The sequence below is a fragment of the Paracoccus sp. FO-3 genome (assembly GCF_006386455.1).
Lineage (GTDB): Bacteria > Pseudomonadota > Alphaproteobacteria > Rhodobacterales > Rhodobacteraceae > Paracoccus > Paracoccus versutus.
Window position 1 is genome coordinate 1 of the sequence record NZ_VCBQ01000190.1, and the last position, 4,537, is coordinate 4,537.

Below are 4,537 nucleotides of genomic sequence, written 5' to 3' on the forward strand. Positions count from 1 at the left end.
CCGTGCCGCCGTGCCGCCGTGCCGCCGAAGGCAGGGGGCATCGGCCGCCCGCCCGGTCAACCCATCTTTGTCACGTTCCCACCGGAGGTTTCCGCATGAAGGTCATCGCCGCCTATAGCCACAAGGGTGGCACGGGCAAATCCACCGCGCTGATGCTGCTGGCCAGCGCCATCGAGGCGCGCGGGCAGAGTGCCCTGCTGGTCGATTGCGACCCGCAGCGCAATTTCAACATGTATCGGGTTCAGGGCGAGGAGATCGGCTGCTGGACCGAGCGGATGGAGGTGGTCTATTTCGACTATGAGGCGACCGGCGTGGCGGTGCTTGAATCCGCTCTGATGGATGCCGAGGACAGCGGGCGCTTCGATTACGCGCTGCTGAACCTCGCCGGGGTCGATCACCCGTTCAACCGCATGGCGCTGCGCTATGCCGAACTGACGCTGCTGCCCTTCAAGCCCGCCGCCACCGAACTGTCGGAACTCGCACCGGCGCTCGACGTGCTGCGCGATCTGGCTGAGGAAGGCGAAGTCGGGGCTGCGCGGGTTCTCTTCACCATGATGCGGCCGAAGCTGACGATCGCGGCGACCGCCTATCGGGATGCGGCGCTGGACGGGTTTCCGGTGATGGATACCCGCATCCGCGATACGGCGATCTTCGCCGATATCGTAATGCGGGGCTTGCTCGGCCGCAGCCTCGCGGCAATGGATGAGCAAACCGGCGGGACAGCGAAGCTTCAGGCTAGACGGCTGCGCGAGGCGCTCAAGGATTGCTGCGCCTTGCTCGATGAGGCGGACGCGGTGATCGCGGATGCGGGGGCGGCGGCATGAAGAACCGGGGTGTCACCAGCCAGCGCCCGCGCCTGCCGGGCTTGGGCCACAAGGCGGAAACCCGTCCGACCGCGCTGCCGGAACAAATCGCGGCGGATCGCCCGCAGCCGGATGCCGCCGTCGCACATGCGGCGGCACAGACGAGCGAAGAACAGCAATCCCATATCACCGGCACCAGCCGGAAAGCTTCCCCGCCGCAGGCCGCCCACAGCGGCAGCCGCAAATATTCGCTGTCGTTGCGGATCGACAGACATCTTGCCGATGGCTTTGCCCGGCTGCTTTTGGGCCAGTCCCCAAGCGCCCAGGCGGCAATCCGGCGCAGGCTGGCGGCAACGCTGCGCGCAAGGCTCGATGCCGGAGCGGATTTTCTGCCGCCGGCCACCGCCCAGGAAAGCACCACGATCCGGCTCGATCTTCGCCTGCCGCCGGATTTCGTGGCGCGGATGAGACGGCGGCACGATCCGCGCGATCTCCTGCCCGCAACCACGGTGATCGCGCAGGTGATCGCGCCGGAATATGCGGCGCTGCTCGACGCGCTTCTGCGCCGCACATCCGAGCCGCCCGGCGAATGACCGGGGCGCTGCAGGTGACGCGATCCCGCCGCGAGAGCGGCCCCCGCGCGGGCAGCGCCAGGCCTGTCGCGCCGTGGCCCTTACGGTCGCGGCGCGACAGGTCAACCTCTGAAGCGCCGCGCGCCTCTTGGCTCCCCGCCGGCTGCGGGGTGGGCAGGGTCACAGTTTCCCATGCGGGGACGGCCCCTTGCGAGGGCCGCCCCAGTCGGATCAGAATTCTTCCGGCAGGCAGAGGGTCAGAACGCGGATGGTCTGGCTCGGGTCGCTCTCCACCTCCGGCCCCATCAGTTCGTCATTGTCGTAAAGGTCGATCTTCCAATAGATGCGGAACGCATCGCCTTCGTGCATCACTTCGGGCATTCCGAAGCTGCGGGCGCCGTAGCGGCCATGATCGTCCATGAAGTTCTCGTCATTACGGACAATAGCCCGTGCGGCCTCGACAAATTCCGGCCCCATCTCGCGAATGCCGCGCGTCACGACAACCCGGCCCCTGATGTGCTGACCTTGCCAATCGGCCGGGCCAAGGGCCTTGCGGAAAGCATCGTTCTGCGCGCCGATGGTTTTCGCCTCGGCGCGGGTCGCCTCGTAGCGGTCGAGATCGAAGGCCGGGCCGCCGCAGGCAGGACAGGCTTGCGGCGAAGCGGTGTTGACGGTTTCGCAGGTGATGCATTGATGACGTGCCATGATGGAACCCTTTCAAATTGGCGATTCCTTTCCGGCATGGCCCCCTTTCATAATCGGGCTGTCCGGGAAGGTGAGGCGCGCCATCGGCGCGTCTCTCCTTCCTGGATTGCCCCTCGGCGAGAGCAGGAGGGGGGCCCGTCAGCAGGAAAATCAAGGCCCAAGGGTCGGGGGCCCCGTCTGCACAAGCTGCCTCTTCTTCGGAAAAATCTCGATTTCGGCTCTGCCGAAATCTCTCCCGAACAGGCGGCGCGGAAGATGGGGGTGGCCCTTGGGACGCAGCATTTTGCTGTTGACGGGGGAACCGGCGGTTCCCATACGGCCGCGCTCGCGCGGCCCAGCAAATGCAGGGGGCGTTCGGCTTGCCGAATCCCCCCTGCCCCGCGATCCCGCCTCGGCGGGATCTCCATATTCATGTCGGAACATCAATGCCCGCGTGACGCATCAGGCCGGCACACATTGCTCTTCGCCAGCGCCATGTTTCTCTGCATCTGTCTGCGAAACGCTCATCCCCAGGACCCGCGCCAGGGATCGTTGCCCGAATGGGTGGAGACTGCCCCTGGGCAGGCTCCAGTCCGAAGGACCAGAGCCCGGTCCCGGCCAAGGCCGGGAGGCGCCCCCGTTCGTCCATCCCGGCCAAAGCTTCAGCCGAGGAAGCCCCTCATCGCAATCCCCTTGGCAATCAGCATCTGTATTGATAATAGTTATCAAAACCTGCGTCCTGTCACCGGAGGGCATCGTCATGATCAGTGCGGATCTCGGAAAACAACTGGAGAGCTTCGTCTCGCAACTCGTTGCGAGCGGACGTTACAACTCGAAAAGCGAAGTCCTGCGCGAGGGGGTCCGCCTGATCCAGGACCGCGAGGCGCGCCTTGCTTCGCTCGATCATGCCATCGCCCGGGGAATGAAGGATGCCGCCGAAGGGCGCGTTGCTCCTGCCCGGACCGTTTTCGACCGCCTCGCCGGGAAATATCAGGCCGAGGCCGACCGGCGGACATGAAACTTGTCATCACTGCGGCGGCGGAGGCCGATCTCGAGGCGATCGGGGATTATATCGCCCGCGACAATCCGACCCGCGCCGTCGGTTTCGTTCGTGAACTGGAACGCTGCTGTCTCGAGATCGTGGAAATGCCGCAAGCATGGCAGCTTGTGCCGCGCTAGGGTCAGGATTCATAACCAGTAGATGACGACCGCGGCGAGGGCGATGGCTGAGAGGAACACCTTGGGACAGCGATCATAGCGTGTCGCGACACGCCGCCAGTCCTTGAGCCTGCCGAACATGATCTCGATGCGGTTGCGCCGTTTGTATCGGCGCTTGTCGTATTTGACGGCCTTCTTGCGCTGCTTTCTACCAGGGATGCAGGCGCGTATCCCCTTGTCTTTCAACGCCTCTCGGAACCAGTCGGCGTCATAGCCGCGATCTCCGAGAAGCCAGTCGACCTTGGGCAGACTGCTCAGTAACGCCCGCGCACCGATGTAGTCGCTGACCTGTCCAGCGGTGACGAACAGGCTGAGCGGTCGCCCTTGGCTGTCGCAGATGGCGTGCAGCTTGGTGTTCATGCCGCCCTTGGTTCGACCGATCAGGCGACCACGCCCCCTTTTTTCGCGGCCAGGCTGGTCGCAGTGCGGTGGGCTTTCAGATACGTCGCGTCGATCATCACGGTCTTTTCCTCGCCGTGTTCCGCAGCCAGACCGACCATCATCCGGGCGAAGATGCCTTTCTCGCTCCAACGCTTCCACCGGCTGTACAGCGTCTTGTGCGGTCCGTAGGCTTCAGGGGCGTCGCGCCAGCGCAAGCCATTGCGATTGATGAAAATAATTCCGCTCAAGACCCGTCTGTCATCGACCCGAGGCTTGCCGTGGGACCTGGGGAAAAAAGGGGCAAGCTTGGCCATCTGCTCGTTGGTCAGCCAGTACAGGTCGCTCATGTCACCGCTCCGTTTTCCGAGCCGTGAATCACGCAGCGCGTCGAAAATCAATGCATCCTGACCCTAGAGAAGCCCCTCATGCCCACCGAATTCACCGCCCCCTTCCGCGAAGCCGCCGGGCTGCTGGCCGATGCCGGCAAGTATCTCGCCGCTACCGCATTCGTTCTCTATTCCGGTCTCCCGGCTCATCCGATCCTGGCGGTGATCGGCTGCATCACCGCCGTCGGGCTTTTCACGGCTTCCGCTCCGCTGCTCGTGCAGGCCTTTGTCATGATCGAGAATGCCATATTGGGAAAGCCGCGACCCGGCAGCCTGCGCGGCAACCTGATGGGCTTTGTGTGCGCAGTCATGATCCTCGGCCCGATCTATGCGGCCGTCATCGCATTGGTTCACGAGCGGCTCCCCAGTTTCTGATCGTGCAGCATGAGAAGGCATCGTTGCCAATGATCCACCCCGCCCGGTTTTTCCGGGCGGGGATCTTCGCATTGGTCAGTTCTGGTCTCGGCGGACGGGGCGGGACCAGACCAGGCTG

General features: G+C 64.4%; 7 protein-coding genes. 5 read left to right on the top strand and 2 right to left on the bottom strand.

All coding sequences use genetic code 11. The annotated features are described in order from the left end of the window. Positions 1–95: 95 nt before the first annotated feature. Both FE811_RS25875 and FE811_RS25880 read left to right on the top strand, forming a co-directional pair. A complete protein-coding gene (locus tag FE811_RS25875; protein ID WP_140849365.1) occupies positions 96–824 on the top strand; it encodes a ParA family protein in 729 nt (242 codons plus the stop codon). Beyond that, complete coding sequence (locus FE811_RS25880) at positions 821–1,396, top strand: hypothetical protein (RefSeq protein WP_140849367.1); 576 nt, start codon at positions 821–823, stop codon at positions 1,394–1,396. Before FE811_RS25875 ends, FE811_RS25880 begins: the two co-directional genes overlap by 4 nt. 210 nt (positions 1,397–1,606) lie before the next feature. Here FE811_RS25880 and FE811_RS25885 read toward each other — a convergent pair whose 3' ends face one another. After that, positions 1,607–2,080, bottom strand: a complete 474-nt coding sequence (locus FE811_RS25885; RefSeq protein ID WP_140849369.1) for a DUF3768 domain-containing protein — start codon at positions 2,078–2,080, stop codon at positions 1,607–1,609. A 739-nt stretch (positions 2,081–2,819) separates the two neighbouring features. Between FE811_RS25885 and FE811_RS25890 the strand changes: the two genes are divergently transcribed. Together FE811_RS25890 and FE811_RS25895 are read left to right on the top strand one after the other, a co-directional pair. Next, a complete protein-coding gene (locus FE811_RS25890; protein ID WP_140849372.1) occupies positions 2,820–3,077 on the top strand; it encodes a type II toxin-antitoxin system ParD family antitoxin in 258 nt (85 codons plus the stop codon). Then, a complete protein-coding gene (locus tag FE811_RS25895) occupies positions 3,074–3,238 on the top strand; it encodes a type II toxin-antitoxin system RelE/ParE family toxin (protein ID WP_140849374.1) in 165 nt (54 codons plus the stop codon). The genes FE811_RS25890 and FE811_RS25895 overlap by 4 nt, the downstream gene beginning before the upstream one ends. A gap of 9 nt (positions 3,239–3,247) precedes the next feature. Here FE811_RS25895 and FE811_RS25900 read toward each other — a convergent pair. Next, a protein-coding gene (locus FE811_RS25900; protein WP_089852160.1) for an IS5 family transposase occupies positions 3,248–4,005 on the bottom strand; the annotation gives its coding sequence in 2 pieces (ribosomal slippage) (positions 3,248–3,669 and positions 3,669–4,005; 759 coding nt in all). Between the two features lie 78 nt (positions 4,006–4,083). Between FE811_RS25900 and FE811_RS25905 the strand changes: the two genes are divergently transcribed. Beyond that, on the top strand, positions 4,084–4,419 hold the full coding sequence (locus FE811_RS25905; RefSeq protein ID WP_140849376.1) for a hypothetical protein: 336 nt from the start codon (positions 4,084–4,086) through the stop codon (positions 4,417–4,419). Positions 4,420–4,537 lie beyond the last annotated feature (118 nt).

Excerpts from the sequence above, each read along its gene's own strand:
- FE811_RS25875 (WP_140849365.1), top strand. The coding sequence starts at position 96 with ATGAAGGTCATCGCCGCCTATAGCCACAAGGGTGGCACGGGCAAATCC.
- FE811_RS25880 (WP_140849367.1), top strand. The coding sequence starts at position 821 with ATGAAGAACCGGGGTGTCACCAGCCAGCGCCCGCGCCTGCCGGGCTTG.
- FE811_RS25885 (WP_140849369.1), bottom strand. The coding sequence starts at position 2,080 with ATGGCACGTCATCAATGCATCACCTGCGAAACCGTCAACACCGCTTCG.
- FE811_RS25890 (WP_140849372.1), top strand. The coding sequence starts at position 2,820 with ATGATCAGTGCGGATCTCGGAAAACAACTGGAGAGCTTCGTCTCGCAA.
- FE811_RS25895 (WP_140849374.1), top strand. The coding sequence starts at position 3,074 with ATGAAACTTGTCATCACTGCGGCGGCGGAGGCCGATCTCGAGGCGATC.
- FE811_RS25905 (WP_140849376.1), top strand. The coding sequence starts at position 4,084 with ATGCCCACCGAATTCACCGCCCCCTTCCGCGAAGCCGCCGGGCTGCTG.